Consider the following 24,930-nt stretch of genomic DNA (forward strand, 5'->3'; position numbering starts at 1 on the left):
ACTGGAATCCGCCTTGATATAGGTTGCGGGTCCGATATCTGGGAGAGGACGAGCGGAAGCGTCCGATCGTTCGTGCCAGAATGAAGCGGGGCTAACGACCCGGATACTGGTTATCTTGATCAACGTCAGGCCTATGCTCCGGGCGTTGCTTGCGATCGACGAGAACCGAGCATTTGGCGTGACGCACCACGCGGTCGACCACCGAGCCGAAAATGTAGTCGGTAATATCTGCCACATGCATCGACAGGATGATGAGGTCTGCTTCCTTTTCCTGCGCGGCGGCCAAAAGCACTCTGGCAGCGCTACCGGTGTGGACCTCTACCAGGGCAGGGATCTTCATCTGCCGGCAGAGCAAGGTAAGCTTCTCTTCGGCATCCTTTATGGCGGCGGTCTCGAAGTCCTCCGGCAGGCTCGCCGTCATGTAGCGCGGCACGGTTTCGACGGCGTGGATGACGAAGATCCAGCCATCCTTGTCGAGGAGGCCGGCTGCCTTGTTCAGAATGCGCTCGGCCGTCTCGCGGGGGCCATTGCCTATTGCGCAGACTATCGTTCGGTACATGTCGGATCACTACCCTTTTCCGCCAGATCGTTATGCGATTTTAGCCTCCCGCATGTATCAGACATTGACCGACATCAAGAAACGGTCCCGCATCGTATCTGATGCAGGACAGGGCGGCTGTGGAAGGGAGGCGCCTAATTTCAAGCCATCGAGGGCAATCAGCCGAACCGCTGCCCTGAAAAATCACATAGCTCTCAGGTCCAAAGGGCGCTGATGGCAAGGGTCAGGGAGAAGGCAACCAGTACTGCGCAACCGCAATGCCGCGCAAGCACTGGCATTTCTGCATGGCGTCCAACGAGCAGACTGCCAAGGCCGAGCCAGATCGCCGACGTCGCCGTTACGCAGCCGACGAATGTCGCCATCGCTGCGGGTATCCCCGCCTGGACAGCGGGCGCGAGGGTGAGGCCGATGATGATGGCCTTTGGATTGAGCAGCGTCGTGATGAAGAGCTGACCGACGCCGAGCCTGTTCTGGCGGTCCGCCGGCGCCGGAACCCATAGCTTGAGCGCAAGATAGAGGACCCAGATCGCCGAAATCAGCTTGACGATGCTGGCGATGCCTGGATGGCCATTAAGGAGCGGAGCGGCGCCGTTCGACACCGGAACGATAATTGCGAGATAGGCGAGCACCACCGCGGTGATGAGCGACAGGGACCGCCAGATGGTCAGTGCTGTCGATGCCAAGGCCAGAACCGCATTGGTAGGCCCTGGAAGGATCAGCAGGGAGAAGACGGCGATAGCGAATGTCGGCAGGTTCATCAAATCCGGTCCTAATTGTCTGCTACCCTTCTCACGAATCCTGATGAATGGTTTTGATCTGTATCAGTTTAAACATCGCTCCGGCCAGATTGAGATTTATCAAGGACGAACAGGCAGAGGGCCGATAGCAATGGCCTGCGATATTCGTCCATCACGCGAAAACATCGGCACCCCTCTCGTGCTGCCTTTCGAGGATCAGCGAAGCTCTCGCATCACCGTAGGAATGTAAGATCCATGTTCGAAACGCGGCCGGTTCCATCATGCTTCTGAGAGATCTCGATCCAGTCACCGCCAGGCGTGTTCTGCACATCTATGACGGTATTGCGCAGGCGTCGTGGTTCAATCGCAACCGTGCCACGGAATGGGAGTTGCTCAAGCTCGTGCTTCGCCATGTCGTGCAGGATCAGGACGAGGAATACATTCAGAAATTATGCACCCGCGAAGCGTTCGAGCGTTTCTGCCGAAGCGCGTAGCCCAGGCGAGGGATCAGTCGGGCGGGGAAAGGGTGTGACAGTACTGTTGGTACCCTGCCACGTCCACAGCGGTTCTGATTGTGAATGGCCACGGCGCCAACGTCTTACCTCTGTTGCTGTGACCACAAGGGTTGCCGCATGCTTCGGATCGCACTTGCCATAGGCAAGCGCGATCTCGCAAAAGCTATGCAGAAACTGGAAAAGCCGTGCCTCACTCGCGCGCGGGGGTGAGGCGATGCTCAGCAGCGATCGCCTGGTGATGATCAGTGGTCGGATTTTGTCAGCGAGCAGAAGATCGATGTGACCACATTTTTCCGCATCGTCGAACAAGACCGAGATGATCGAATACTCCATCTTGCGCGCGGCATGACCCAACACGCGTCGATCCGAATCAGGGCCGATCTGCATCACCGTCCCTATCCTTTTCGCCGGCCTGCTCGCCATCGATGCCCTTCTTGAAGGCCCGAATCCCATGTGCGACGTCGCCCATGAGTTCGGGAATCTTGCCGCGTCCAAACAGGATGAGGACGATGGCGAGCACGATCAGCCAGTGCCAGGTGCTAAAGCTTCCCATTCCAATCACTCCTTGCAATGTGATGAGCTTAGACCTTCCGCCTCGGCCGTGATTGATCTGGCGCAAATGCAATGATGATCGTGAAACTGGCGGCTGACCGCCGACTGCGGCCGCCGAGGACACGGACTCACGGATACGGATGCCCGCCCACCTCGTTGTCGCGCCTACGCCGACCGTTCAGTCGCTCGCGGGCATTTGGTTCCGACATGAGGATCGGTCGTGTCTGCAGGAGGAACATTTCGAGCGTTGCGCGCGCTTCGCTTCCGGTCGAGCCGCCACAGCTTATGAGCTCGAGCATGTCGACATGTCGGTCCCGGTGGTTGTCTGCCTTCATGACAGACGTTCTCCAGCCGGGTTGGCGACAAAAGTTCGCTGTGCGTCAAGAATGTCGCGTCGATTGGCGGCGAAGGCTCTCAAAAGCTGAGAGCCCATTCTTGCCTGTTTTGCCACATCGTCGAAAATCAGAGCCGCTTCATCGACCTCGCCGATCTCAGAGGCCGGTCCGAACTGGTCGAGTTCCCTCAGAAGTTCCAGGAGCGTGCCGACCTTCGTTCGCTGGCGCAACGCTGACATGAACAGCTCCTGCACGACGGCAGCTCTCTGTCTTGGCACCAGATGCGCGAGCAATTCGCCGATGATGAGGGTGCAGCTGCAGTCGGAGTCAGACTCCTTCGCAAAGGCCTTTATCTGCCGCAGAGCGGAGAGGATACCTCGGTCGCCGGGCTCGTCGTTTTCCGTGAGGCTCATTGTCGTCATGCCAGATCCTTTGCGTTTCTCAGGCGCGCGACCCATTCCGCGCCGGTTTTGCCGTGGTAAAATCCGTTCGAGAGCGGAATGTCAGGATAGGCTTCACGCAGCCTCGCCAGCGCCTGTGGGGGTTCGATGTCGCCATTCAAAACCCTGCGAAAAATTCGGGATACTTCGACCATGTCGCAAGTCTGCGGCGACAGCCGAAGCGAACTGACACCCAGTGTCGTCCATGCTCCGGAGTGCTCAAGCAGGGCCTGGCACGTATGCGAAAGCGTCTGCACCCCATTCAGAGCGAGAAAGGGCTGGCCTGAAATGGTGTTGACCGTGATGCCATCGGGATCTTCCTGGCAGACGAATTGGCAATTGTCCTTGGTTCGCCCTTTCGAGCGGGCATGAGCGCAGCGCGCGGAAATGGCGAGCGGCATCCGGCCGAAAGCGAAGACTTCCAGATCGAGATCCGGACAGGTCCTGGCAATGGTGGTCACCGACGAGGCCGGAAGCTCCGGCGGCAGGCAGATCGCCGTTGCGCCATTTGAGGCCAGGACGCGCGCGGCGGCCGCGTTGTAGACATTGACGAACGGCCCGACGGCGTGCGGCCGACCCCTCAGGAGATGGAGGGCGGAAAGATCATTGGCCTCGACGAGCCTGATATCCTCCTGAGCGATCGCCCTTTGATAGTTCGCCTCGCGCTCCAGCGTGACGAGTGCCAGTGTTGAGAGCCTGACCTCTTTTCCCGCGGCCTCCAGCCGTTCGATGACGAATGCCAGTTCGGATTCCATAAAATGCAGGCGTTTCGAGCAGATCGTCTCGCCGATGACGACGACATCGACCGGGGCCTCGTCGGCGATTTCGTAATAGAAGTCACGCCATCGCTCGCTCGACCAGAGATATTGAAGCGGGCCAAGTGTCAGCTTCATCTCTTATCTCCACCGCTTGTCATAGGCACCATGTGTCGTCTCCAATCCCTCGCTGAGGGCTTTGAGGCGGGTCATCAGCGCAGGGCGGTCGGCGGGAGCGGCTTCCACCGCGGCACGGAGCGTCGAAACGACCTGTGAAATATAGGCCTTGCCGCGTTGACGTCCCTCCACTTTCAGGGCCGTGACGCCGGCTGCCTCGAGCTCGTCCAACTGATCCATGACATCAAGCGAGACCGGATCCTCGAAGGCGTAGGTCTTGCTCCTGCCGATCTCGAAGCGCCCCTTGCACAGGGTCGGATAGCCGGCCGGCTCCGTCTCGGAAAACCTGTTGATCGTAAACCCGCCCAGTTCCGACACCATGTCGGTACCTTCCTGCCGATAGCGGACATGGCTGGCCGGCGAGCAGACGCCGTTCATATTGGGTGATTTTCCGGTGGCGTATGAGGATAGGGAGCACCGCCCTTCCGCCATGACGCAGAGGCCGCCGAAGACGAAGACCTCAAGTTCGCAGGGCACATGACGGGCGATGCGGGCAATATCGGCCACTGTCAGCGTTCGGGGAAGGACGACGCGCGCTGCGCTAAAACTTTCGACCAGATAGGAGAGAGCGTCCAGATTGGAGGCGGAAGCCTGCACGGAGATGTGCAGGCGCTGGTGCGGATCACGTTCAGCAACATGTGCCATCAGCCCGAAATCGGCAACGATCAGTGCGTCGGCTCCGGCATCCGTTGCCTCCTGCGCTCTGCGATACCAGAGATCCTCCCGCCCCGCCGTCATGAACGTGTTCAGTGCCACGAACGTCTTGACGCCTCGGGCACCGGCATAGGAAACGGCCTCTCGGAGCTCCTGCAGATCAAAATTCAAACCGGGGAAGTTCCGGGCATTCGTCTCGTCGCGAAAGCCGCAATAAACGGCGTCCGCACCTGCATCGACGGCCTCTCTGAAGGACGAGGGTGTTCCGGCTGGACATATCAGTTCCATCTGGCACCCTCGGCTTCAAGCGCGCGGCGCCGGATGGACGAGAGCGCCCCCACTACGGGACGGCGGATCGGTCCCGATATGTCTCCAGCCAGTTTCACCAGATCGATTCCGCTGTCATCAAGCGCATTCCGAAGCGCGAGGACGGCTTCCATGTTGCCTGTTACCGCAAGCTTGCGCGCAAAGAAGGCGGCATCCCCATCAAGCCTGCCTTCGGCAAGCGCAAGCATCAGGAACAGAGGGCCGCTGATCTTTGCGTCGGCTGCCGGCGAGCGCCCGCGCCGGAAGGTCTTGATGCTGTCTCCGGCAGGCCGGATCACGAACTCGAAGGCAAGGTCGGTAGGGGCAAAGCCGAAACACGAATATCGATAGTCTCCGAGCCGGTCGAAGAGCCGGGGGTGGGATTTGAGCACCTGCTGGAACAGCAGGGATGCGGCGCGAGCCGCGATCGGCAACGGCACGATGCCGGCCGCAATCATCAGGCGGGATGGAACAAGCATAAAGGCCTCTTCTCGTGAGGATAGCACCCTAGGGCCTGGCGCATTCGCCCTGTTTGTTTTGAGACAAAGACAGGAGCGGTTTCCTCGCCGATTGCATCTCCATGCTAAACAATGCACCCAAGATCAAACGTCATGCCGACCTGCAATCTTTCATCCACGAGCTCGAGCAGCGCCGGCTGCTTCTGTCGGTCGACGAACCCGTATCGCTCGTCCACGAGCTGACGGCCCTGCATCGGCACGTCCTTGAAGAAAATGGGCCAGCCCTTCTCATAAAGGCACCGATAGATGCGGAAGGGCGACGCTGCCCAATCCCTGTTCTCGTCAATCTGTTCGGTACCCGGGAGCGAATAGAGCTTGGCTTCGGGGTCGGGCAGGGCGGCCTCGGGCGACTTGCGCAGGACCTCGCCGATCTTCGAAACCCATCTCCGCCAAAGTCGCTCGCAGACGCCCTGAGTAAGCTGTCGCTGCTGAAGGCCGCAAACCACATGCGGCCAAGGCATCGACGCACTGCCCCGTCGCAGGCGGTGGTCTACCGGGGAGCCGACATCGATACCGGTATGCTTCCAGTCCAATGGTGCTGGCCGGGCGAGCCGGCCCCCCTGGTGACCTGGCCGCTTGTCATGACCTGCGATCCCGATGATCCCGGCGATGTCAACGTCGGCATCTACCGGATGCAGGTCCGCGACCGCTCTTCGCTGATCGTGCGCTGGCTTGCTAATCGCGGTGGCGCAAAGCACTTCCGGCAATGGCAGCGACGCGGTCAGGACATGCCCGTGGCGATCGCGATCGGCGCAGACCCTGCGACGCTCCTTGCCGCTGTCATGCCGCTGCCTGAGGGAATGAGCGAACTGAACTTCGCGGGTCTTCTGCGCGGAGCGCGCACGCAGCTCGTCAGCGCCCTGACCGTGCCGCTCGACGTGCCGGCCTGCGCCGAGATCATTCTGGAGGGACGCGTGTCGATCGAAGAGACCGCGCTCGAGGGGCCGTACGGCGACCACACCGGCTATTACAACAGCGTCGAACCCTTTCCGATCGTCCGGTTGAGCGCCATCACCACCCGTCGCACGCCCGTTTACCTGTCGACCTATACTGGCCGTCCGCCGGACGAGCCCTCCAGGCTCGGGGAGGCGATGACGGAGCTGTTCGTCCCGATCCTGCGGCGACAGTTTCCCGAAATCCGCGACCTCTGGCTGCCGCCGGAGGCCTGCTCCTACCGCATGGCGGTCGTCTCCATCGACAAGCGATATCCGGGACAGGCGCGCAGGGTGATGATGGGGCTCTGGTCGATGCTTCCGCAGTTCAACTATACCAAGCTGATCATCGTGGTCGATGCCGACATCGGCGTAAGGAGCTGGGAGGATGTGATGTGGGCCGTGTCCACGCGGTTCGACGCCTCGCGCGACCTGACGGTCCTCGAAAACACGCCGATCGACTATCTCGATTTTGCGTCACCCCGCGCGGGTCTTGGAACGAAGATGGGGCTCGACGCCACCAGAAAGATCGGGCCGGAGAGCGACCGTGAGTGGGGTCGCGAGCTGCGTATGCCGTCAGATATTGCGGCGCGCGCGGCAACAACTTGGGAAAGGATCAAACGTGACATCGTTTCATGAGCAGCGCGACGTCGTGCTGGCGGTTACCGGAGCTTCCGGCGCGGCTATCGGCCTTGCCGTCCTCGATCTCTTGTGCGGGCTCGGCATGCGGGTGCATCTCGTCGTCTCGCAAAGCGGCAAGCGAACCCTGTTGCACGAGGTTGGGGCCGACGCCCATGACCGGATGCTGCCAAAGGCTTACAGAAGCTACGACAATGGCGATATCGGAGCGACGATTGCCAGCGGCTCGTTTCCTGTTGCGGGCATGATCGTCGCGCCTTGCTCGATGAAGTCGCTGGCCGCAATTTCAACCGGCCTTTCGACAAGCCTCGTGGCACGTGCTGCCGACGTGCAACTCAAGGAGAGGCGGCGGCTTGTGCTGATGACGCGCGAGGCGCCGTTGCATCTGGGACATCTGCGCAACATGACATCGGTCACGGAAATGGGTGCAATCGTGATGCCGCCGGTCCCTGCCTTCTACAACAGACCGCAATCGGTGCAGGAGATCGTGGATCACCTTGCGCGCCGCGCCGTCGATCTGCTGGGCCTGCCGGTCGCGCCGCTGGCAAGCGCATGGCCAGGCGAAGCGGACTTCGATCAGCCGAAGACGGAAATCGGATCGGCGCCGAAGAGCACGGCGTGACCGCCTGCAAGGAGCAGCCAGGCGACCAGCGCGATCGTAATGACCGCTGCTGCTGCCAGCGCTTTGTCTGATCTCGGCCGGACTCCGGAAACAAACGCCGCCAAAGGCCAGACGGACGTCTGCGCGGCGTCGATCGCCCAGCGATCGCCAAGACGTTTCCTTGCCCGGCGCTCGGCCATCGGAATGCCGGCGAGCGCAAAAAGCCCAAGCCCACCGAACAACAGAAGCGAACGCAGGTCTCCGTTGATGATGACATGGCCGAGCGCCCAGAGCGCGAATCCCCATTGCACGGGGTGCCTGGTGATCCGCGAGACCGCGCCAGCTGGTCCCGCCGAGCGGATCGATATGGACAGGGGATTGGTGCTCATCAGACCGGCGAGCACGAGGAAACATCCGGCCGGCGCGAGCATGAAGGTCACCGCCGCATGCCAGGGACGAAGCTCCCATAGTGGGACATAGTCGAGTGCAAGTGCCGCAGAAAAGAGCCAGACCAGAGCCGCCAGCGAGACAACCGAATAGGTTAGGATGTAGGTCGGCTTGCCGATCGACCGGATGATACGCATGCGGATGTTCGGGATCGCCGGGATCGAATGCAGCATGAGAAAGACAGCAAATGCGCTGACGAACTGGATCATCTGGTTACCTCGCCGTGTCGAAGGTGATGTATCGATCACGGGCCACCGCGACTTTGATCAAAGTCAAGCAAGGAGCGACCCGTTGACGGGGTTTCGGTCGTATGACGGCCCGTAGGCTTGCCCCGTGCCAAACCGTACATCTTTGCGTCAGCACAAAGAGCAGGGCGATCGTGCTGTTAAACGTGACGGCAATACTCATCTTTAGGGACCGCCGTCATGCTCCGTGCTACCTGCCTATTCGCCGCTCCTTTCCTTCTCGTCGCACTGCCGCTTGTCCTGCAGGCCGCCGAATATCCGATCGGCTCGCCCCAGATCGCGGCAGGCATGGAAGTGGCAGCGGTCTACCTCCAGCCGATCGAGATGGATCCGCCCGGCATGATGCGCGCTGCGGCGGAGTCCGACATTCACCTGGAGGCGGACATCCACGCGACCGCCGAAAATGCGAATGGTTTTGCCGAAGGCGACTGGCTTCCCAACCTGCATGTGGAATACACGGTCAGGAACCTCGACAACGGCGAGGAGCAAACCGGATCGCTGGAGGCCATGGTCGCGAGCGACGGGCCGCATTACGGCGACAATGTCAAGCTATCGGGACCGGGCCGCTATCAGCTGGAGCTTAACGTTCATCCGGGGGGCATGGCGAAATGTCCTTCGGGCGCCATGTCGACAAGGAGACAGGCGTCGCACCCTGGCCCGACGCCTTTACCCTGAAATTCGACTTCGTATTCGCTGGCGTTGGCAAGAAGGGCGGTTATTGATGCATACCGTCGGCTGGTTAGTAGGGCTGCTTGCCGCAGCCGTGCTGATGACACCCTGTTCGACCGCCTTCGCCGAAGACGAGGATCCGGTTTTCGAGGTTCATTTCAGCAACGGCATCGTCTCGCCCTCGGTCATCGAGGTGCCTGCGAACACCCGTTTCAAGCTTGAGCTCCACAATGACGGTTCGACCCCGATCGAGTTCGAAAGCATTCCACTGCGCAAGGAGAAGGTTCTGGCGCCTGGCGCATCGAGTTTCCTCGTATTCCGCTCGTTGAGCGAAGGGAATTATGCCTTCTTCGATGATTTCCATCTCGACATGCCTCCGGCCCGGCTGGTCGCCCGATGAGCACGGATCTTACTCTGCAAACATTCGAGATTGCTTCGGTGGTCTGGCGGGAAAGCTTCGAAGCCCTGCTGGTCGTCGGAATACTGCTGACCTGGTCCACCAGGGCGGCACCGGCGGCACGGGGACGGGCAACGAGCTGGATTCTTGCCGGCGCAGGCGCCGGCCTTGCACTCGCCCTGATGCTGGCACTGGTCCTGGGCATGACGGCCGACGTGCTTGAAGGAGATGGCGAGGAAATTCTGCAGATGACCATGGCGGCACTCGCCGCCGTCCTCATGCTCAGGATGGTGTTCTGGATGCGCGCGATGGAGCGCGGCGCGAGCGGAGATCTCGCGGGTCGAGCCGTCCGGCACGTAACGACTGGCAACTGGCTCGGGCTTTCCACGCTGGCAGCGCTTGCTGTGGCGCGCGAGGGGGCTGAGACGGTCGTCTTCCTGTTCGGACTGATGGCCTCCTCGCAGGGCTGGCAGATCGGCTTTGTCGTCGCCTCTGGGCTGTCCGGCCTCGTGCTTGCTGCAATCAGCTTCTGGGCGTTCAAGACCGGGTCGAAATTGGTCTCCAAGAGGGTGCTTTCGCGCGTGAGCGAGATGCTGCTCCTCATCCTTGGAAGCGGGCTGACGATGCTCGTCGTCGACAAGGCGATTTCGCTTGGAATCCTGTCGCCGATGACGCAACCGTTGTGGGATTCAAGCTGGCTGCTCGACGATGGCAGCGGCTTCGGTCCCTTCCTCGCCGGTCTGGTGGGTTACCGGGCTCGACCCGAGCTTCTTCCTCTTCTCAGCCTCGGCTTCTACTGGCTGATCGCGTCCCTGGCCTATGCTCCTCCTTTGACCAGCAAGGCGCCTGCATGACGTCTGCTCTTCCAGGCGCGCCGGCGCTGGTCGCCAGGTTCGGTGACGTCCTTCTGCGCCATCAGGCGACGATCCGCTACCTTCAATGGGCAATGGTGGCAATCTACGCGATCCTTCTTGCGGTTCCGCTGTTGCTGCCGTTTCCCACGCACACCGACTATTTGTGGAACAATGCCGTGCGCTTTGCACAGTTCGTTTTCTGGGGTGTCTGGTGGCCGTTCATCATCCTCGCCACGGCACTGGTGGGCCGCTTCTGGTGCGGGATCCTGTGCCCGGAGGGCGCGCTTTCGGAGTTTGCCAGCCGGCGTGGCGCCGGGCGAGCAATACCGGCATGGATGAAATGGTCCGGCTGGCCGGTCGTCTCCTTCGTCTCGACCACCGTCTATGGACAACTGACGAGCATTTACCAGTATCCGAAGCCCGCAGCATTGCTGCTCGGCGGCTCGACCTTCGCAGCCATTGTCATCGGCGCGCGCTATGGAAAGGCAAAAAGGGTCTGGTGCCGGTTTCTGTGCCCCGTCAACGGCGTCTTCGGCACCGTTTCGAAAATCGCGCCGCTGCATTTCCGTGTTGACCCCGACAGCTGGCGCGTCGGGCAGCAGGGACGATCGAACGCTGTTAACTGCGCGCCGCTCATCCCAATCAAGACCATGCAGGGCGCTGCCGCTTGCCACATGTGCGGCCGGTGTTCCGGTTATCGCGGAGCGATCCGACTTTCCTGGCGCAATCCGGCCAGCGACATCCTCCACGGTTCGGGCCGGCTTGCGACCATGTGGGAGACGGTTCTGATCGTCCCGGTTCTGCTCGGGCTGGTTCCAGCCGCGCTGCATTGGTCCGATAGCGGTGTCTTCCAGATGATCCGCCTGTGGCTGGTGGAACGATGTCTCGATCTGCATCTGGTCTGGCCACTTTCGCAGCATTTGCCTTGGTGGATGCTGACCGACTATCCCTTAGCGAATGACGTCATGACACCGGTGGATGCCTTCACGCTCCTGACCCTTCTGTCGATTTCGGTCGCCGCGGCCACGCTCATGTTCGGCGTTCCCCTTGCTGCATCCGCAAAAATCCTTCGAATGAGGGGGCGTTTCTCCCACCATATTGCCCAGGCGCTCATTCCGCTTGCTGCGGCCTGTCTCTTCAGCGGGCTGCTTTCGCTGACTGTCTCGCAGCTGCGCTCCGACGGCGTCGTCATACCGTATTCGGATCCATTTCGCGGCGGTATTGTTCTTGCTGCAGCCGCCTGGTCCGTGGCGTTGGTGTTCCAGATCAGTGCCTTCTACGACACGCGTCTTGCCACCAGAGTGTGCGCGACACTCGTCATGGCCGTTCCGATTACGTCTTTCTCGGTCGCCTGGATTGCAGCCTTCCTGAGTTGAAGTGCTGCACCGGTCACGATGCCAGACCTGGAGTGTGCAAAGTGCAGGAGGCGAAATCGGCGGGCCTGACGGTGTCGGATGCCTTGTCCGGCGGGATCTTGGGGAGGTCGACGTGACGAGCCGGACGGCGGCGTCGGCGCCTTTTGATCTCGACGATGAAGGGCTTTTGCGATGTGCGCATCGGCATTCCTTTCCTTGTGTCCGAAACGCGGCCACTTGCCGCAAACCACAGGAAGATTCTTATGGCCTGGGGCTTTCGTTCTCTTTGATGGAGGTCAAAGACGTCGGAATGCTACCCGCTATGCTCTGGTCCATCATGGACAACAGAGGAAGGAGCGCGCATGTTGCCGAAGTTCATCACTGCATTCCTGAAATCCTCCGGAGAAACGGGTGTCGTGCTGATGGAGCACGAGGGCGCACAGCGTGTGGTCATCATCGATCGCGATGCCTTGCAGGAGATCAGCAACCCACCGCGCGCCGACGAAACCAGGCTGCAGGAACATGTCGATACGATATGTGAAATCGCCGTCTCAAAGATGCGCCTGCAGCCGCAGTCGTCATTTTCCCGGATACGGGTGTCGAAGGACGACATCGAGGCGTGGAAGGCGTCGCACGACACACTTCACTAGGACAAGTCGAGCCGAGCCGTGATCGGGCTCGGCTTCAACCCTTTCCGGGCAGGTGCATAGCGCGGCCGCTAATCGCTCTCGCCTTCCGCGAGCCTCAGAAGACGCTGCGGATCGGTGACCGTCAGCTTCTGCCGGCCGCCTTCGACAATGCCTTTGCCTTCCCAGGCACTCAGGATGCGCGACACTGTATGCAACGTCGTGCCCGTCATTTCAGCAATATCCTGCCGAGATATCGGGAAATCGATTTTGATCCCGGTTCCCACCGCTTTGCCGGCCTGTTTGGACAGGCGCAGCACGGCGTGGGCAACCCGCTTTTCCACTTCTTCCGTCGACATCTCGCGGATGCGCGTGTGCGCTTCCTCAAGCCGCTGGCCGATCGTCTGCATCGCAGTCATTGCCAGTCGAGGGTTTTGTTCGACGAACCGCGACCACATGTCGGTTGGCCATCCGAGAATGAGGCTTTCCGCTGCGGCCGTGGCCGTTCCCGGATAGTCCTGCCGGCGCAACGCCATGGCGAAGCCGAACAGGTCGCCCGGATGGACCATCCTGACGATGATCTGCTGGCCGTCATGCGTGACCTGGGTGACTTTGAGCCTGCCGTGCAGCAGCAGGAAGAACGATTTCGCGGCAGCTCCCTGCTCGAAAACCGCATCGCCCTGGGCGATGCGGCGCGGTGTGGCGTGCTCGAGCATGACGTCGAGATCGGCATCCGTCATGCGCTCGAAAAGCGGCAGTGACTTCAAAACTGTACGGTCAACCTTCATCGTCGTCCCGCTGAACCCCTCTGAAATTGGCGCTGCCGATCATATCGGCCACGGCGCGGCGCGTGAAGTCTTCGATGCTCTCGACGAAGTTCGGCCGCCGGACGAGCCGGAAACCGAGATTGTCGGGCGGGCTGCCGACCGAGCATCCGCCACCCTTGGGGTTTCTCACAAAGGTGCTCATCGGAGCGCGATGCCTGCCGGCGGCAATCATGATGCCGCAGTCTGCCGGGTCGGGCTCGTCGATGACAGCCTCCTTCTCGAGGTCGATGCGCTTATTGCAGGTCGAGGTCCATTCCCAGATGTTTCCGCCGAAATCGACAAGGCCGGTCTGGCTCACGCCGAACGATCCCTTCGGCTGTGGCGCGGGATCGCTCGAGGCTGTGCGTCGCGCCTCGCGTTCATAGTCTGCAAGCCAGCGCAGCGCAGGGTTTTTGCTGTCGGCGTCGATGCCGAGCGCATCGTCGGGAAAACGGTCGGCTGCAGCGTAGGCGAGTTCGAAGTCGGTCGGAAGTTGCCAATGTTCGCCCGTCTTCTGCGATAGCCAGTTCGCGTAGCGCAGCGCGTCTTCGTAGCTGACGCCGGTGACCGGCATGTCTTCGCCTGAGATCGGGCTTCGCCCTTCCGGTTCAGGGCAGACGCCGTCGGCCACGCAACTGTCGTACTCGGAAAGGCTGGTCTGATATCTCATGATCGTCAGGGGCATCCGGACGTGCGCCGTCCGCTTCGGTGCATCGACTGCCAGGCCGTTGCGGAAATATTCGGTCGCGTCACGGTACTGGAATTCATGGGGTGCAATGGCAACAACCTCGGGAGCGGCAAATGCGCCGTTGCGCCGTCCGATGTTCACGAATCCGGCCTCAATCGCAAGCGCTGCGGAAAGGACCGCAAGAAGCGCAAGCGGAAGTGCGATCGAAATGCCGGAAACTCCTGCAGTCTCGGCGTGCGGTGTCATGTCCTTTTCGCAATATGCGCCCCCTTTTTAAAGAAAACATACTGTGCAGGCCGCCCTCACGGCCTGCACAGTCCCCATCAAGGTCAGCTGGCCGACGGCGACTTCACCGAAGTCATCAGATCGTCGTTCCAGTCCCCGGTGACCTTGAAGTGGGCAGCCGCACCGAGTTCGAAAGCCTCGATGAGGTTGTGGTTCACGTAGGCGTAGATGCCCGGTTGGGCGAAGGTGTAGAGTGCCGCGCCCGCCGTGCCGCCCGGGATGAACCAGGTCTCCTGATCTATGTCGGGCACGTTTGCAAATTTGCCGGTCGCCCAGACATATTCGCCATGGCCGCCGATGAGGTGCGGTCGCGTATCGCGGTTGGCCTGCGAGTGCACGATGAGCACAGTTTCGCCAACCTTGGCCGTCATCGCATTCTCGCCCGTTAGCGCACCGACGGCGCCGTTGAAGACGATGTGGGTCGGGGTCAGCGTCTTCATGACGGCAAGCGTGTCCTCATAGGCCTCGCCGGGGCTGTCATATTTTTTGAATTTGCCGTTCTCGTCGCGCGGGATGTAGAAGTCCTGCTCGCCGACATAGTAGATCCTGTCGTAAGTGAGGGGCTTTCCGTGGCCATCGGTCAGACCTCCGCGCGGAAGAACCATGATTGCGCCGTTCATGCCCGACGTGACATGCCAGGGTACCATGCCGGGAGGCGCGCAGTGATAGACGAAGACGCCTGCCTTCGTCGCCTTGAAGCGCAGGACGGTGCTTTCGCCGGGGCCGACGACCGTCAATGCGCCGCCGCCAAGCCCGCCGGTTGCGGCGTGGAAGTCGATATTGTGCTGCATCGTGTTCGTTTCAGGATTGATCAGCGTCAGTTCCACATAATCGTCCTGGTGGACGACCATCAGCGGGCCGGGCACCGAACCGTCGAACGTCATCGCGTTCACTTCGGTGCCGTCCTTGTCGAGCACCATCCTCTTTTCCTGAATGGTCAGCGTGAATTCCTTGATCTTCGCGCCACCCTCGGCTTTCTGGCTGTGGGGGTGTACGAAAGGCGGCTTGACCAACTCGACCTTCTCGCGCTGAAGCTTGGTGAAGTCGACGGTCGGCGCCTTCTTGGGCGCGTTCACTGCCACCACCTCCTCGGCATGGGCGTTATTGGCGATGATGATGGGCGTCAGCGCTCCTGCGACAGCAGCGCCCGTAAGCATCGTGCGACGGGTCATTTGCAGAGTATTCGTCATTTCTAATCTCCTGTAGTCGAAGCGCGAGCGCGTGCCGCTCGGTCGAGAAGGAAGGTAGTAGAAACCCCGCTGGACTCTTTGATTTGGAGCAAACTGACTGTTTGTGTCAGCGCAAAGTTCTGCCGCCGCTATTTGCGTAATCTCAACGACTACCCCGACAATCCTTTGCATTGCTGTGTCGTCAATTTGGAGACACGGAAATGAAAAACACTTCGGATGCCGCACGAGATCTTCCGCGCGGCATGTCGCGAACCGGACCGGTGCTCTTCTCCTACGGCTTCCGGCCCTTCTTTCTGGCATCGGCGCTCTGGGCCATCGCAAGCATAGACCTATGGATGGCCTATCTCAGCTTCGGCGTCCCTGTCGCATCGCACTACGGGACATTGTATTGGCATGCGCACGAGATGCTCTTCGGTTTCGCGCCCGCGGTTCTGGCCGGCTTCCTGCTGACGGCGATCCCGAACTGGACCGGACGCCTGCCGATCGCCGGCAGGCCGCTGGCGGTGCTGTTTGCGATCTGGTGCGCAGGCCGTATCACCATGCTGTTCAGTGGCTCGATTGGGATCGTCCTGGCCGTCGCCGTCGACAGCCTGTTCCTGCCGGTGATGCTCCTTGTCTGTGCGCGCGAGGTCGTGGCTGGAAGAAAATGGAAGGATTTGAAGGTCATCGCCGGGCTTTTCATCCTTTCGCTTGCCAATGTGCTCTTCCACATCGAGGTCATCGAGGGCGAAGGTCCGGAACTTGCGATACGTTTCGGGATCGGTGCCTACGTGCTGCTCGTGACGATCGTCGGCGGCCGGATTCTGCCGAGCTTCACCCGCAACTGGATCAATCAGTTCGGCCGTACGGACTTTCCGGTGCCGTATAACAGTTTCGATGCGGCAACCATCATTATCGGTGCGGTCGTGCTTGTCCTGTGGGCGTGCGCACCGGGCTCGACGGCAACGTGCGGGACGGCGGGTGTCGCGGCGGTCCTCAACATGATCAGGGTCGTTCGCTGGCATGGCTGGACCACCTGGCCGGAACCCATCCTGTTCGTTCTGCACGCAACCTTCTTATTCGTACCGCTCGGTTTTGCCGCCATCTCACTTCAAGCCGCCGGGTGGCTGCCCGACGTGGCCGTGCTGCATGTCTTTGCGATCGGTACGATTGCAATGATGATGCTTGCCGTGATGACGCGGGCAACGCGCGGCCATACCGGACGGAAACTGAAATCAAGCCGGATGACCAATGTATCTTACGTCCTGCTTGGCTGCATTGCGCTCGTCCGGCCGCTTGCCGAGCTCGTCCCGGCGCTGAGCACCGAGATTCTGGCGGTGGCAGCGCTCGGCTGGACGGCAGCCTTCGGATTATTCGTGGTGGAACATGCGCCGCTCTTGTGGTCGGGACGCAAGCCTCTGGCGATGAAGAGAGGGTGATCATGGCCAAAGTGCGCACGCTAGAGGCTCGGAGGCGAGAGGCCGTTGGCTATGACGATCCTCACATAGCCAACCGACATCGAGAACGTGATCGATCATCCTGGGCACATGAAAAATTTCAACGATCCGCAGATGGTCGCTTGCACCCTCAAAACCCTCGCGCCAGGCTTATGGCGCGAGGGATTGAATGAGCGGATGGCGGCCAGCAGGCCGGCAGTTTTGCCGTGGAGCGGCGCAGGCCGTTAGTGGGCTGTCTGCGAATGCGCGCCGCCGCGTTGCGAGATGCCACCCAGCGCCTTGCCTGTTTCCTTGGCACTGCCTTTCATGGCGAGATCGCCAAGCGAGATGATGCCAACGAGCCGCTTTTTTCGGCTCAGCACCGGCAAGCGCCGGACACGAAGATCGCCCATATTATGAAGAACGTCTTCCACGTCTTCGTCCTCGAAGCAGTATTTGACATCGGTACTCATTACATCCCGTACCTTCGTCTTCGGGCCTCTTCCCTCTGCCACGCCGCGGATGGCGATGTCACGATCGGTGATCATGCCGACCAACCGGTCATTCTCACCCACCGGAAGAATCCCTGTGTCGAGACGTCCCATCATTAAGGCGACATCCTGCAATGTCTGCTCCGGATCAGTGATCTGGACATTTGTGGTCATGCAATTGCTGATTTTCATGATAGCCTCCCTCGCACTGCCCGCGCCGAGTAGCTTGGGCTGAAAACAATCAACGCGCACCGGTCGGAAACGTTCCGGACACGAGCCCGGCCGTCGTGCAAAGCTCGCTTCGCAGTTATGGCGGAGCATCAAATCGACCAATTGCCTGAGCGCAGAGCCGTCGGTTCCGGATCGGGTCGATCATCTTCGACGATGTCGGGCGCGCGTGCCTTCGGGCGTCATGCCCGAAAATCGCATTTCTTCGCTGAGCACGCAGCCGTCCTCGCTGACAACAGCAATCCAGACCCGATTGCCGATGCGGACCGAAAGACGTCGCGTGCCGACGTCGTCACCGGCACCGATCTCCACTCTCGAGCGGACAAAACCCCGACGCAGATGATCCATGAGGAGGTCGGGCGTAAGGCCGAAGCGCTCGGCGAGCACAATAGCGTCGACGACGGGACTACCGTCTGTCTCAGTTCCAAACAGGCTTCCCTTGTCGGCACTACTTTCGTTCATCGGCCTTTTCCTATCAAAAGGGGGATCGGCTGACGCAATCTTGCTTGTCGGGCGACCGGTCCGCCATGCCACGCAAAAGCCGTCACTGCAGAGAATCACGTCTTCGGCAGATCGAAGAGCGATATCAGGTCCGGCGACCAGGCTGGCTCGTAGACGAGGTCGACAACAGCCTGTCTTACGCCGGCAATGTTTTCAACGCGCTGACGTGCCGCGTCTGCAATATAGCCCGACGCCGGACAGAAGCGGGTGGTCGTGGTCATCTTGATCTTCACGACAGCAGGTTCGGCGACGTCGATTTCGTAGACCAGGCCGAGATCGACGATACTCGTTCCCATTTCGGGATCTTCTATCTCGCGCAACGCATCGCGTACGTCCTCTTCCGTAACGTCAGGCGCCGGCATCGTTCTGGCCTCCCGCGGTCGTCCTGATCATAATCCGGTAGGTCTTGCCGGACGAATCGAAATTGCCGATCCATTCGTGGCCCCGTGCTTTCAATTCGTTGAAGAGGAAGACAGGTTCCCGGTTGAGAAGGGCAAACAGAACCTCGCCGTTTTCCATGGTCTCCAGCCGGGAGAGAATGCGCTCCATCGGCTCCGGCGGGGCGAGATCGGTCAGGTCGAGATTCCACACCGGCTCGGGCCAGACTGCTTCCGTGGTGGCGACGGCGGGTTCCGATCTTTGAATGGGCTTGTTCGGGATGAAATCGATTTCCCAGTCATCATCAGCCAGACGTTTTGCGACATGTGAATAGCCGCGCTTTTCAAGTTGGCGGATCAAAGGGACGGGCTCGAATATTGCGCGCAGCGTCAGACCCTCATCGGGATCGAGGCCGGCGAACGTGTCCATAATGAGCTGGAATGGCATGCCGCCATCGCGCAGGATCTGTCGGACGTCGAGTTCACGGAATTGAACCATTGGCGTTACCTCTGTGGTTAGCGGCGACGAACAGCGCCGGCTTGTGAAATGGTGCGCTCTTGATCCGGGGAGGCACGTTCGCGAGCGTGCGGGCAAGAACCAGCTCGACGATGAGAGCGAAGGTCGATGCGGTTTGAACAACCGCAAACATGCGAAAACCTACGTCAGATCCAAGGCAGAGCGTGATCGCGGCGCCGACCACCGAAAGGTAGAAAAGGCCAAGCCAGACGCCGGCCCGGCGCCCATTGACGAGTTCGCCGAGCTTAGGGGTCGGTCTGCGGCCGAGAAGAGGCCCGAAGGCCTCGATCCAGGTGAGAAAAGGAACGATCTTCAGGAGCTGAGCGAGACCGAAGCCGGTGAGCCAGCCGAACACGAAGAGATAGACGATCGCCGACACGATACGTGTCTCGGCATGGAGGAACAGGGACAACGCAAGAAGGGAGACGGAGAGGCCGAGCATCGCAAAGGCCGGCAATGATCCCAACGTATTCAGCTCGAGCGCCGGACGGCGTCTGGCGCGATATGTCCCGCAAATTTCGAAGAGGTAGGCAGCAACGATCAGCGCAAACAGTACCGCGGCCGACAGGAACGCGGCGCGCGCAAAACCGGGTGCGAAGGCGGCGGAGATCGCTGCGGTTGACAGGAGGAGGACCGCCAGCGTGCTCGATCGGCGAATGAGCTGCGCCCTGCGCATATCGTTGGACAGCAGGAACATCGGAAGCAACTTGTAGCTGACGCCGATCGCCGCAAAAGTCATCCAACCGCCGAGGCCGAAACTCGCATGAAAAGCGACCGCATCCATGCCATAGGCGACGATTTCGGGTGCTTCTACCTGGCCGGAGATCGTCAACGCAAACAGGGCGCCGAAGGCCGTCGTGATGAGCAGGCATCCGATACCGACGAGAACGATTAGGGAGGCGGCATGCACGTGTCTTCCCCGCCAGAGTAGAGCAGACAACGATAGCGAAGCAGCGGCGATGGAGACTGAAATCGTGGTGGACGCCGCAATCATGACCGGGCCGGCCGCAAAGGAACCGAGGCTGATCAGGTGAAAACCCAGCATGAGAAGTGCTGGGCCGGCGACCATGCCGGCAAAAATGATCAGATCGAAGCGACTGGCTGGTCTGTCACTGCCTGTCAAGACCGGCGCGAACTGAAGCAACGATCCGATCATCAGAAGCAAAAGCCATCCGAGCGTCACGGCATGCACGATGGCAAGCGCTCCCGGCTCGGCGACGTCAAGGGAGGGCGTCCAGACGCCTGCTGCCAGCAGGCACTCCGCCAGCAGCAGGTAAGACAGTGCCGCGCCGAAATACGACATCGTCCACCGCGACAGGGTCGTGCCCACGGGCATCATGGCGCGTCTCCGGCGCTAGTGGCTGCCGCAGCAGCAGTCGCAACCCGCGTCGAGGCGGGTGATCTCCACGCGCCAGACGTCCGGTCCCTGTTCCAGATATTCCCAGGAGAATTTTCCGGGTAGGGCGGTGTCGAGTTGGTACTGCAGGGGGCGGGGCTCGTGGTCGCTGGTAATGTGGAGGCTCTGGCCCGGCGTCAGCGAATTCAGCGTGCCGAAGATCCGGGGATGGCGCTCGACGGGCGGCAGGATCCGCACATCGATGTGCGCAATCGCGGTCTGCGTGGCTGGCGCGTCTGTCATTATGGCTGTTTCCTTCTGCCGCGAGATGACTGATGACCGGACCGCGGCGCATCCTATGTCGGGGTGGAAGATAGCCGGATGAAGAACGGGCGACTTTGACAGCGAGCAAACAGCCGGGCGATTGTCGGTTGTCCTCGGCGCTGGCCACCGCCTGACTTGCTGTTTGTCAGTGTCACGCCGGTCATTGTTGATCCAGGACAAGGAAGTCTGCCCCTTCGTCGGCATATGCACATCATGACACTCTCATGAAGGAAGCCGAAATGTCCGATACTCTGGTCGCCAAATATGGTGAGGCCCGTCTGCCACGTTACACCAGCTATCCGACCGCACCCGCGTTTTCGCCGGTCGTTGGGCCGGAGCAATATGCGCATGGTCTTTCAGAGGTCGCAGCTTCCGGACCCGTCTCCGTCTACCTGCATGTTCCCTTCTGTCGTTCCATGTGCTGGTATTGCGGCTGTCACACGACGATCACGCGTCAGGATGCGCCTGTCCTCGAATATCTCGACGTCTTGAGCCAGGAGATCGAACTCGTATCGCAAGCAGCCCGAAACAAGGTTCCGGTCAAGAACGTTCATTTCGGCGGCGGCACGCCGACGATCATGAAGCCGGACGAATTTTCGAGCCTGATGAACAAGCTCGAGAGTGCGTTCCAGTTTACGAGCGACTGCAGCATTGCGGTGGAAATCGACCCGCGGACGCTGTCGGGCGCAATGATTTCCGCTCTCGGCGAGAGCGGCGTCGACCGCGCAAGTCTCGGCGTCCAGAGCTTCGACCCGGTCGTCCAAAAGGCGATCAACCGGATACAGAGTTTCGAGCAGACGCAGGCGGCCGTAACGGGGCTGCGGGGCTATGGCGTAACAAGCATCAATTTCGACCTCATCTACGGGCTCCCGCATCAGACCATCCAATCCTGCATCGAAACGGTAAGAACGGCTGTCGAGTTGCGGCCGGAACGTTTCGCAGTCTTCGGATATGCGCATGTGCCGGCCTTCAAGAAGCATCAGCGGCTGATCGACGAAGCTGCACTGCCCGATGCAACGCAACGCAACGAGCAGGCCGAGGCGATTGCCGGGGAGCTGGAGAGCGCCGGATATGTTCGTGTCGGCCTCGACCACTTCGCATTGCCCGACGATCAGCTCGCCATTGCCTCGCTCTCGGGTACCCTGCGGCGGAACTTCCAGGGCTACACGACGGACGAATGCGAAACCCTGATCGGCCTCGGCGCCTCGGCAATCGGACGGCTGCCTGATGGCTATGTTCAGAACCATGTCGCTCTTGGGCGCTATGCCGAGCAGATTTCTTCCGGAATCCTCGCGACGGCCAAAGGGTATGGGTTGACCAATGAGGACAAATTTCGCGCCAGAGTGATCGAACGGCTGATGTGCGACTTCAAGGTCGATCTCGCAAAGCTTGGCGCGCAATGCGGCTATGATGTCGGCTTTCTCCTCGAGCGGAACGACCGATTGGACAGTCTCCTGTCGGATGGCGTGGTGACGGTGGACAATGGCTGCATCACCGTCTCGAAGGAGCATCGCTTCATGGTCCGCGCCGTCGCAGCAGCCTTCGACGCCTATTTCGGCTCGTTCGGCCGGACGCACAGCAAGGCGGCATGATCCTTCCTGACCGTCATGTTTTGATAAGCGGCAGGTGACAACGGCGATATGGCTGCCGGCCATCCCTCCCTTAATTAGAAAAACCAGGCTGGAAGCGATTCCGCCTGGTTTCCGCGTGTGAAAAGCTCGGCTTTTCGCCTCGCTATGCCGTCAAGTTCCGGTAGATCGCCGGCAGTGCGCTCGGCAATTTCGAGATGTTCGACACGAGGGCAAAGCCGGATCTGCCGAAGATCGCCGGGAGATAGTCGCCGGCGCTGCGGTCGACCGTGACGGCGAAGACCGCTTGTCCCTTCGTGCGTGCCTCCATGACTGCCTTGCGGCTGTCTTCGAGGGCAAAGCGACCCTCGTAGTGATCGACGTCGTTGGGTTTGCCGTCCGTCAGAATAAGCAGCAGCTTCTTTCTCGCGCCGTCGCTCTCCAGCTGCCTGGATATGTGCCGGATGGCCGCTCCCATGCGTGTGTAATAACCGGGTCTGAGGCTGGCAATGCGGCTGGCGGTCTCGGCTGAGAAAGTTTCTTCGAAATCTTTGATAGTCTCGACGCGAACCCAATCGCGACGGCGCGAGGTGAAGGTCTTGATGGCAAAGCGGTCGCCGCAGGATTGCAGGCCACGGGCAAGGACGTCGAGCGCCTGCATTTCCACGTCGAGAACCCTGCGATTGTCGACCCAGGAGTCCGTCGACAGCGAGACATCGACGAGGATTGAGGTCGCAAGCTCGTGGCTGGCAGGGCGTGCGCATCCGTAGATGCGATCATCCGGCTGGCCGGTTGCGATGAAGTCGATGCGGGAGCGGATGGCCGCTTCGAGATCGATCTGATCTCCGTCCAGTTGTGCCCTTCGCAGCTCCCGCTTCGGGCGCAGTGTCTCGAACTGACGCCTGACCTTGCGCACGAGAGCGGCGTCGCTGACGATTGCCTGGTCCACCTTGTCTGAGGGCGAGCCGACCACCACGCGGCAGTGGTCGGCAAGGTATTGGCTCTTCCGGAAATCCCATTCCGGATAGGTGAATTCCCCGTCTATCATAGTCGGGTCGGCGGCTTCCGGGGAGAGGTCCAGGTCGAAGTGAAATTTGGACTTCGGCCGTTCGCGCGTTTCGCTGAGTGCGATCTCCTCGAGCTCTTCGGCCGCCGCCGGATCGTTCTCCTCGCTGTCATCGCTTGGGCGATCGACGTTGACCATTTCCGCCATGGCGAGGATCTTTTCGAAGCGGTTCAATATGAAGGGATCGCGCTTGCGGTCGTCGGCGTCGCGTTTGCGTGTTGCCTCATGCGATGGCCGCGCCTGTTGGTCGTCACCCGCCTGATCCGACGGAAGGTCATCGCGGTCTGACGAGTTCGTCTCGCTGCGGCCCCTAAAATCCGGCCAGATCGGCACAGGCAGCATCGGCAGATAGCCGGCAGGGGCAGTAGTTACCTTTGGGCGGACGGCGTCGGGAAGGGAATGATGCAAGGGAACGGTGAGTGCCAGCTGGGCGAATTCCTCGATCCACCGTTCGGCTTGAGGAAGCGTCCCGCGCCTGCGGCAGCCAAGCAGCGCCCGTGTCAGCCGTGCATAGCGTGCCGCCATTCCTGGGAATCTCTGGATGACCAGGGCGGAATTTTCCCGACCCGTTTCGATCCGCCAGAGATCGGCGAGAGTCGGATCGGCAGGGGACAAAACGGACGGTGCGGTCGCTACATAAGCAGCCAGCCAGAAGTAAAGATCCCGATTGAGCGAACGGTCGTCGAAAAGATCGATAACCGCCGGCAGGTGGAGCGCCGTGTCGTCCCAGCTCGGATGATCCGATCTCTCCTCGCCGAGGCCGATGACCTGTCTGAGCCGCAGCCTGTGCATCGAGGTCTTCTGCCGTGCCTTCTGAATCTGCAGCGTGGCGTCCCCGCCGAAGGCCCTGAAGCAGACGGCAAGCTGCGGTCTGAGTTCGGCCAGGTGAACGGCCGCAGCAGGGTGGTGCGGCCATGAACTGGTATCGCCGACCAGCCGATGCCAGGCGCGGCCTACCGTCTCCTCGAGTTCCAGAAATTCCAGCATGCTTCACCTATCCGATCGCGGCCCTGGCGACCTCGACGAGGGCGGCCTTGACGTCTGGTTCGTCTGTCAGCGGCTCGATGATCGCTGCGCGAACAGCATCGATTGCTGGCAGGCCGGCGTCGATGAGCGAGGCGCAGTAGATCAGCAGCCGGGTCGAAACACCTTCCTCAAGATCCTGGCCCTTGAGCACGCGCAGGCGCCGGGCAAGCTCGACGAGCGGTGCGACCCTGGCCTCGGCAAGACCGCTTTCCAGGGACACCGTGGCGATCTCCCGTTCGCGCGGCAGAAAATCGAATTCGATCGAGACGAAACGCTGGCGCGTGCTGGGCTTCAGCGCTTTCATCAGGTTCTGGTACCCAGGATTATAGGAGACGACGACCATGAATCCGGGACCGGCTTCCAGGACTTCGCCGGTCCGCTCCAGCGGCAGGATGCGGCGGTCGTCCGTCAACGGATGGAGAACCACCGTCACGTCCTTGCGCGCCTCGACGATCTCATCGAGGTAGCAGATGCCGCCGTCCCGAACGGCCTTGGTGAGCGGGCCATCCATCCAGACCGTTTCGCCACCCTTGAGAAGATAGCGGCCGGTGAGATCGGCGGCTGTGAGGTCATCGTGGCAGGCGACTGTCGATAAAGGCAGGCCGAGGCGAGCGGCCATGTGCTGCACGAAACGCGTCTTTCCGCAGCCGGTCGGTCCTTTCAGGAGGATCGGGAGCTGTCGCGTCCAGGCGTGCTCGAAGAGTGCGCATTCGTTCCCCTGAGGCGCGTAGTGCGGAATCTCGACGTCTGGATTGAGCGGATGGTTGAAGGCTATTGTCATCTTTGTTCTCCAGGAAAA

Annotated in this window: 29 protein-coding genes and 1 pseudogene; 9 read left to right on the top strand and 21 right to left on the bottom strand. The window is 60.8% G+C overall.

Annotated features, from left to right (window positions below; all coding sequences use genetic code 11):
• Nucleotides 1–91: 91 nt before the first annotated feature.
• The 9 genes from H4W29_RS29750 to ubiT form a co-directional block, all read right to left on the bottom strand.
• Nucleotides 92–559, bottom strand: coding sequence for a universal stress protein (locus H4W29_RS29750; protein ID WP_192732352.1), 468 nt, complete (start codon nucleotides 557–559; stop codon nucleotides 92–94).
• 194 nt (nucleotides 560–753) lie between these two features.
• Nucleotides 754–1,317: a LysE family translocator gene (locus H4W29_RS29755; RefSeq protein WP_192732353.1), complete on the bottom strand. Its 564-nt coding sequence runs from the start codon at nucleotides 1,315–1,317 to the stop codon at nucleotides 754–756.
• Nucleotides 1,318–1,745: 428 nt separating this feature from the next.
• The gene (locus H4W29_RS29760) at nucleotides 1,746–2,201 is read right to left on the bottom strand and encodes a nuclear hormone receptor family protein (RefSeq protein ID WP_192732354.1); all 456 of its coding nucleotides are present in this window, start codon (nucleotides 2,199–2,201) and stop codon (nucleotides 1,746–1,748) included.
• The gene (locus H4W29_RS29765; protein WP_192732355.1) at nucleotides 2,182–2,364 is read right to left on the bottom strand and encodes a twin-arginine translocase TatA/TatE family subunit; all 183 of its coding nucleotides are present in this window, start codon (nucleotides 2,362–2,364) and stop codon (nucleotides 2,182–2,184) included. The genes H4W29_RS29760 and H4W29_RS29765 overlap by 20 nt, the downstream gene beginning before the upstream one ends.
• A gap of 127 nt (nucleotides 2,365–2,491) precedes the next feature.
• The gene (locus H4W29_RS29770; RefSeq protein WP_192732356.1) at nucleotides 2,492–2,698 is read right to left on the bottom strand and encodes a hypothetical protein; all 207 of its coding nucleotides are present in this window, start codon (nucleotides 2,696–2,698) and stop codon (nucleotides 2,492–2,494) included.
• Nucleotides 2,695–3,120 carry a hypothetical protein gene (locus H4W29_RS29775; protein WP_192732357.1) on the bottom strand — a complete coding sequence of 142 codons (426 nt, stop codon included), beginning with the start codon at nucleotides 3,118–3,120 and terminating at the stop codon, nucleotides 2,695–2,697. Before H4W29_RS29775 ends, H4W29_RS29770 begins: the two co-directional genes overlap by 4 nt.
• Nucleotides 3,117–4,031, bottom strand: coding sequence for a ubiquinone anaerobic biosynthesis protein UbiV (gene ubiV, locus H4W29_RS29780; protein ID WP_192732358.1), 915 nt, complete (start codon nucleotides 4,029–4,031; stop codon nucleotides 3,117–3,119). Before ubiV ends, H4W29_RS29775 begins: the two co-directional genes overlap by 4 nt.
• Nucleotides 4,032–4,034: 3 nt before the next feature.
• Nucleotides 4,035–5,012, bottom strand: coding sequence for a ubiquinone anaerobic biosynthesis protein UbiU (ubiU, locus tag H4W29_RS29785; RefSeq protein ID WP_192732359.1), 978 nt, complete (start codon nucleotides 5,010–5,012; stop codon nucleotides 4,035–4,037).
• Nucleotides 5,003–5,509 (bottom strand): ubiquinone anaerobic biosynthesis accessory factor UbiT, encoded by a 507-nt coding sequence (ubiT, locus tag H4W29_RS29790; protein ID WP_192732360.1) that lies wholly within the window; start codon nucleotides 5,507–5,509, stop codon nucleotides 5,003–5,005. The genes ubiU and ubiT overlap by 10 nt, the downstream gene beginning before the upstream one ends.
• A 101-nt stretch (nucleotides 5,510–5,610) precedes the next feature.
• On the opposite strand from ubiT, the gene H4W29_RS29795 reads away from it, so the two are divergent.
• Nucleotides 5,611–7,119 (top strand): UbiD family decarboxylase, encoded by a 1,509-nt coding sequence (locus H4W29_RS29795; RefSeq protein WP_192732361.1) that lies wholly within the window; start codon nucleotides 5,611–5,613, stop codon nucleotides 7,117–7,119.
• Nucleotides 7,103–7,741: a UbiX family flavin prenyltransferase gene (locus H4W29_RS29800; protein WP_192732362.1), complete on the top strand. Its 639-nt coding sequence runs from the start codon at nucleotides 7,103–7,105 to the stop codon at nucleotides 7,739–7,741. The genes H4W29_RS29795 and H4W29_RS29800 overlap by 17 nt, the downstream gene beginning before the upstream one ends.
• On the opposite strand, the gene H4W29_RS29805 is transcribed toward H4W29_RS29800, so the two are convergent.
• Nucleotides 7,696–8,376 (bottom strand): NnrU family protein, encoded by a 681-nt coding sequence (locus tag H4W29_RS29805; RefSeq protein ID WP_192732363.1) that lies wholly within the window; start codon nucleotides 8,374–8,376, stop codon nucleotides 7,696–7,698. The two genes, H4W29_RS29800 and H4W29_RS29805, sit on opposite strands and share 46 nt — an antisense overlap.
• Before the next feature lie 216 nt (nucleotides 8,377–8,592).
• Here H4W29_RS29805 and H4W29_RS29810 point away from each other — a divergent pair.
• From H4W29_RS29810 to H4W29_RS29830, 5 genes and pseudogenes are all read left to right on the top strand, one after another.
• A pseudogene (locus tag H4W29_RS29810) lies at nucleotides 8,593–9,134 on the top strand (iron transporter).
• Nucleotides 9,134–9,481, top strand: coding sequence for a cupredoxin domain-containing protein (locus H4W29_RS29815; protein WP_192732855.1), 348 nt, complete (start codon nucleotides 9,134–9,136; stop codon nucleotides 9,479–9,481). The pseudogene H4W29_RS29810 and the gene H4W29_RS29815 overlap by 1 nt, the downstream one beginning before the upstream one ends.
• Nucleotides 9,478–10,332 (top strand): FTR1 family iron permease, encoded by an 855-nt coding sequence (locus tag H4W29_RS29820; RefSeq protein WP_192732364.1) that lies wholly within the window; start codon nucleotides 9,478–9,480, stop codon nucleotides 10,330–10,332. The genes H4W29_RS29815 and H4W29_RS29820 overlap by 4 nt, the downstream gene beginning before the upstream one ends.
• Nucleotides 10,329–11,708: a 4Fe-4S binding protein gene (locus tag H4W29_RS29825; protein WP_192732365.1), complete on the top strand. Its 1,380-nt coding sequence runs from the start codon at nucleotides 10,329–10,331 to the stop codon at nucleotides 11,706–11,708. The genes H4W29_RS29820 and H4W29_RS29825 overlap by 4 nt, the downstream gene beginning before the upstream one ends.
• Before the next feature lie 341 nt (nucleotides 11,709–12,049).
• Entirely contained in the window at nucleotides 12,050–12,337 is a 288-nt protein-coding gene (locus H4W29_RS29830) for a hypothetical protein (RefSeq protein WP_192732366.1), read from the top strand.
• Nucleotides 12,338–12,405: 68 nt separating this feature from the next.
• Here the strand turns inward: H4W29_RS29830 and H4W29_RS29835 are convergent, their stop codons facing one another.
• The 3 genes from H4W29_RS29835 to nirK form a co-directional block, all read right to left on the bottom strand.
• Nucleotides 12,406–13,101, bottom strand: a complete 696-nt coding sequence (locus H4W29_RS29835) for a Crp/Fnr family transcriptional regulator (RefSeq protein WP_192732367.1) — start codon at nucleotides 13,099–13,101, stop codon at nucleotides 12,406–12,408.
• Nucleotides 13,091–14,053 (bottom strand): SUMF1/EgtB/PvdO family nonheme iron enzyme, encoded by a 963-nt coding sequence (locus H4W29_RS29840; protein ID WP_192732368.1) that lies wholly within the window; start codon nucleotides 14,051–14,053, stop codon nucleotides 13,091–13,093. The genes H4W29_RS29835 and H4W29_RS29840 overlap by 11 nt, the downstream gene beginning before the upstream one ends.
• 83 nt (nucleotides 14,054–14,136) lie before the next feature.
• The gene (nirK, locus tag H4W29_RS29845; protein ID WP_192732369.1) at nucleotides 14,137–15,282 is read right to left on the bottom strand and encodes a copper-containing nitrite reductase; all 1,146 of its coding nucleotides are present in this window, start codon (nucleotides 15,280–15,282) and stop codon (nucleotides 14,137–14,139) included.
• A gap of 200 nt (nucleotides 15,283–15,482) precedes the next feature.
• On the opposite strand from nirK, the gene H4W29_RS29850 reads away from it, so the two are divergent.
• A complete protein-coding gene (locus H4W29_RS29850; protein ID WP_192732370.1) occupies nucleotides 15,483–16,700 on the top strand; it encodes an NnrS family protein in 1,218 nt (405 codons plus the stop codon).
• 242 nt (nucleotides 16,701–16,942) lie between these two features.
• Here H4W29_RS29850 and H4W29_RS29855 read toward each other — a convergent pair whose 3' ends face one another.
• From H4W29_RS29855 to H4W29_RS29880, 6 genes are all read right to left on the bottom strand, one after another.
• Nucleotides 16,943–17,380 carry a CBS domain-containing protein gene (locus tag H4W29_RS29855; RefSeq protein ID WP_192732371.1) on the bottom strand — a complete coding sequence of 146 codons (438 nt, stop codon included), beginning with the start codon at nucleotides 17,378–17,380 and terminating at the stop codon, nucleotides 16,943–16,945.
• 180 nt (nucleotides 17,381–17,560) lie between these two features.
• Complete coding sequence (locus tag H4W29_RS29860) at nucleotides 17,561–17,878, bottom strand: DUF6522 family protein (protein ID WP_246517508.1); 318 nt, start codon at nucleotides 17,876–17,878, stop codon at nucleotides 17,561–17,563.
• A gap of 95 nt (nucleotides 17,879–17,973) precedes the next feature.
• Nucleotides 17,974–18,279: a metal-sulfur cluster assembly factor gene (locus H4W29_RS29865; protein WP_192732372.1), complete on the bottom strand. Its 306-nt coding sequence runs from the start codon at nucleotides 18,277–18,279 to the stop codon at nucleotides 17,974–17,976.
• Entirely contained in the window at nucleotides 18,266–18,793 is a 528-nt protein-coding gene (locus tag H4W29_RS29870) for a DUF2249 domain-containing protein (RefSeq protein WP_192732373.1), read from the bottom strand. The genes H4W29_RS29865 and H4W29_RS29870 overlap by 14 nt, the downstream gene beginning before the upstream one ends.
• Nucleotides 18,777–20,150, bottom strand: coding sequence for a hypothetical protein (locus tag H4W29_RS29875; RefSeq protein ID WP_192732374.1), 1,374 nt, complete (start codon nucleotides 20,148–20,150; stop codon nucleotides 18,777–18,779). The genes H4W29_RS29870 and H4W29_RS29875 overlap by 17 nt, the downstream gene beginning before the upstream one ends.
• Nucleotides 20,151–20,165: 15 nt before the next feature.
• Nucleotides 20,166–20,450: a DUF2249 domain-containing protein gene (locus tag H4W29_RS29880; RefSeq protein ID WP_007823751.1), complete on the bottom strand. Its 285-nt coding sequence runs from the start codon at nucleotides 20,448–20,450 to the stop codon at nucleotides 20,166–20,168.
• Nucleotides 20,451–20,710: 260 nt separating this feature from the next.
• Between H4W29_RS29880 and hemN the strand changes: the two genes are divergently transcribed.
• On the top strand, nucleotides 20,711–22,063 hold the full coding sequence (gene hemN, locus H4W29_RS29885) for an oxygen-independent coproporphyrinogen III oxidase (RefSeq protein ID WP_192732375.1): 1,353 nt from the start codon (nucleotides 20,711–20,713) through the stop codon (nucleotides 22,061–22,063).
• Between the two features lie 142 nt (nucleotides 22,064–22,205).
• Here the strand turns inward: hemN and H4W29_RS29890 are convergent, their stop codons facing one another.
• Both H4W29_RS29890 and H4W29_RS29895 read right to left on the bottom strand, forming a co-directional pair.
• The gene (locus tag H4W29_RS29890; protein ID WP_192732376.1) at nucleotides 22,206–24,092 is read right to left on the bottom strand and encodes a nitric oxide reductase activation protein NorD; all 1,887 of its coding nucleotides are present in this window, start codon (nucleotides 24,090–24,092) and stop codon (nucleotides 22,206–22,208) included.
• Between the two features lie 7 nt (nucleotides 24,093–24,099).
• Nucleotides 24,100–24,912, bottom strand: coding sequence for a CbbQ/NirQ/NorQ/GpvN family protein (locus H4W29_RS29895; protein ID WP_192732377.1), 813 nt, complete (start codon nucleotides 24,910–24,912; stop codon nucleotides 24,100–24,102).
• Nucleotides 24,913–24,930 lie beyond the last annotated feature (18 nt).

The organism is Rhizobium viscosum (genome assembly GCF_014873945.1).
Taxonomy (GTDB): Bacteria; Pseudomonadota; Alphaproteobacteria; order Rhizobiales; family Rhizobiaceae; genus Rhizobium; species Rhizobium viscosum.

Excerpts from the sequence above, each read along its gene's own strand:
- H4W29_RS29750 (WP_192732352.1), bottom strand. The coding sequence starts at position 559 with ATGTACCGAACGATAGTCTGCGCAATAGGCAATGGCCCCCGCGAGACG.
- H4W29_RS29755 (WP_192732353.1), bottom strand. The coding sequence starts at position 1,317 with ATGAACCTGCCGACATTCGCTATCGCCGTCTTCTCCCTGCTGATCCTT.
- H4W29_RS29765 (WP_192732355.1), bottom strand. The coding sequence starts at position 2,364 with ATGGGAAGCTTTAGCACCTGGCACTGGCTGATCGTGCTCGCCATCGTC.
- H4W29_RS29770 (WP_192732356.1), bottom strand. The coding sequence starts at position 2,698 with ATGAAGGCAGACAACCACCGGGACCGACATGTCGACATGCTCGAGCTC.
- H4W29_RS29775 (WP_192732357.1), bottom strand. The coding sequence starts at position 3,120 with ATGACGACAATGAGCCTCACGGAAAACGACGAGCCCGGCGACCGAGGT.
- ubiV (WP_192732358.1), bottom strand. The coding sequence starts at position 4,031 with ATGAAGCTGACACTTGGCCCGCTTCAATATCTCTGGTCGAGCGAGCGA.
- ubiU (WP_192732359.1), bottom strand. The coding sequence starts at position 5,012 with ATGGAACTGATATGTCCAGCCGGAACACCCTCGTCCTTCAGAGAGGCC.
- ubiT (WP_192732360.1), bottom strand. The coding sequence starts at position 5,509 with ATGCTTGTTCCATCCCGCCTGATGATTGCGGCCGGCATCGTGCCGTTG.
- H4W29_RS29795 (WP_192732361.1), top strand. The coding sequence starts at position 5,611 with ATGCTAAACAATGCACCCAAGATCAAACGTCATGCCGACCTGCAATCT.
- H4W29_RS29805 (WP_192732363.1), bottom strand. The coding sequence starts at position 8,376 with ATGATCCAGTTCGTCAGCGCATTTGCTGTCTTTCTCATGCTGCATTCG.
- H4W29_RS29815 (WP_192732855.1), top strand. The coding sequence starts at position 9,134 with ATGCATACCGTCGGCTGGTTAGTAGGGCTGCTTGCCGCAGCCGTGCTG.
- H4W29_RS29820 (WP_192732364.1), top strand. The coding sequence starts at position 9,478 with ATGAGCACGGATCTTACTCTGCAAACATTCGAGATTGCTTCGGTGGTC.
- H4W29_RS29825 (WP_192732365.1), top strand. The coding sequence starts at position 10,329 with ATGACGTCTGCTCTTCCAGGCGCGCCGGCGCTGGTCGCCAGGTTCGGT.
- H4W29_RS29830 (WP_192732366.1), top strand. The coding sequence starts at position 12,050 with ATGTTGCCGAAGTTCATCACTGCATTCCTGAAATCCTCCGGAGAAACG.
- H4W29_RS29835 (WP_192732367.1), bottom strand. The coding sequence starts at position 13,101 with ATGAAGGTTGACCGTACAGTTTTGAAGTCACTGCCGCTTTTCGAGCGC.
- H4W29_RS29840 (WP_192732368.1), bottom strand. The coding sequence starts at position 14,053 with ATGACACCGCACGCCGAGACTGCAGGAGTTTCCGGCATTTCGATCGCA.
- nirK (WP_192732369.1), bottom strand. The coding sequence starts at position 15,282 with ATGACGAATACTCTGCAAATGACCCGTCGCACGATGCTTACGGGCGCT.
- H4W29_RS29850 (WP_192732370.1), top strand. The coding sequence starts at position 15,483 with ATGAAAAACACTTCGGATGCCGCACGAGATCTTCCGCGCGGCATGTCG.
- H4W29_RS29855 (WP_192732371.1), bottom strand. The coding sequence starts at position 17,380 with ATGAAAATCAGCAATTGCATGACCACAAATGTCCAGATCACTGATCCG.
- H4W29_RS29860 (WP_246517508.1), bottom strand. The coding sequence starts at position 17,878 with ATGAACGAAAGTAGTGCCGACAAGGGAAGCCTGTTTGGAACTGAGACA.
- H4W29_RS29865 (WP_192732372.1), bottom strand. The coding sequence starts at position 18,279 with ATGCCGGCGCCTGACGTTACGGAAGAGGACGTACGCGATGCGTTGCGC.
- H4W29_RS29870 (WP_192732373.1), bottom strand. The coding sequence starts at position 18,793 with ATGGTTCAATTCCGTGAACTCGACGTCCGACAGATCCTGCGCGATGGC.
- H4W29_RS29875 (WP_192732374.1), bottom strand. The coding sequence starts at position 20,150 with ATGATGCCCGTGGGCACGACCCTGTCGCGGTGGACGATGTCGTATTTC.
- H4W29_RS29880 (WP_007823751.1), bottom strand. The coding sequence starts at position 20,450 with ATGACAGACGCGCCAGCCACGCAGACCGCGATTGCGCACATCGATGTG.
- hemN (WP_192732375.1), top strand. The coding sequence starts at position 20,711 with ATGTCCGATACTCTGGTCGCCAAATATGGTGAGGCCCGTCTGCCACGT.
- H4W29_RS29890 (WP_192732376.1), bottom strand. The coding sequence starts at position 24,092 with ATGCTGGAATTTCTGGAACTCGAGGAGACGGTAGGCCGCGCCTGGCAT.
- H4W29_RS29895 (WP_192732377.1), bottom strand. The coding sequence starts at position 24,912 with ATGACAATAGCCTTCAACCATCCGCTCAATCCAGACGTCGAGATTCCG.